We start from the raw sequence: 587 nt of genomic DNA, 5'->3' as shown, positions 1-587 counted from the left end.
TGTCACTATAGGTCCAGCTGGCGAGAATTGGCGAACTGTAATGATGGCATCTTGAACTGGGGCACCTGTTTGCTCATTAGTAATCGTACCTGTAATTGTACCTGGAAGAGGAGTAAGGGAAACATCTCTAGATACTGTTTCTCCTGGTGTAAGAGTTAACGTTTGTGTCTCCGTTGCGAAATTTGGTGTTGATATTATAATAGTAACTTCCCCTGCTGGTAGGTTGGTAAGCTGAAAGTTTCCATTAAGGTCTGTCACAGTATTTGCGGAGACCTGCCCATTTATTACTGCTGTTACTGAAACACCTTGAAGTGACGTGCTTGTTTGTTGGCTTGAAACTTGCCCTGTTACTATGGCAGGGGTTGGAGTCAATGGAATTGTAACAGAGGTGGCTTGATTAGCCACAACTATGGTAGAAATAGTGTTTACTCCAAAGTCAGAAGCTTCTGCACTAATGGAATAAGATCCTGGTGCTAAATTTGAAATGGTAAATGTACCATTAGACAACGCTGTTATTGATTGTATAAGGAGTTGATTCTCGTCAAATAAACGGATAAAGATATTTGATCCTGTAATCGGATTTCCAC

Annotated in this window: 1 protein-coding gene; it reads right to left on the bottom strand. The window is 41.1% G+C overall.

The genetic code is table 11. From position 1 onward, the window contains the following. Window positions 1–587: carboxypeptidase regulatory-like domain-containing protein (locus tag AC1DWA_RS33100; protein WP_477917673.1), on the bottom strand; the 587-nt coding region annotated here is incomplete at both ends.

This window comes from Rhodococcus sp. P4_F3_2 (assembly GCF_056401335.1).
This window is presented reverse-complemented; position numbering and strand designations above follow the sequence as displayed.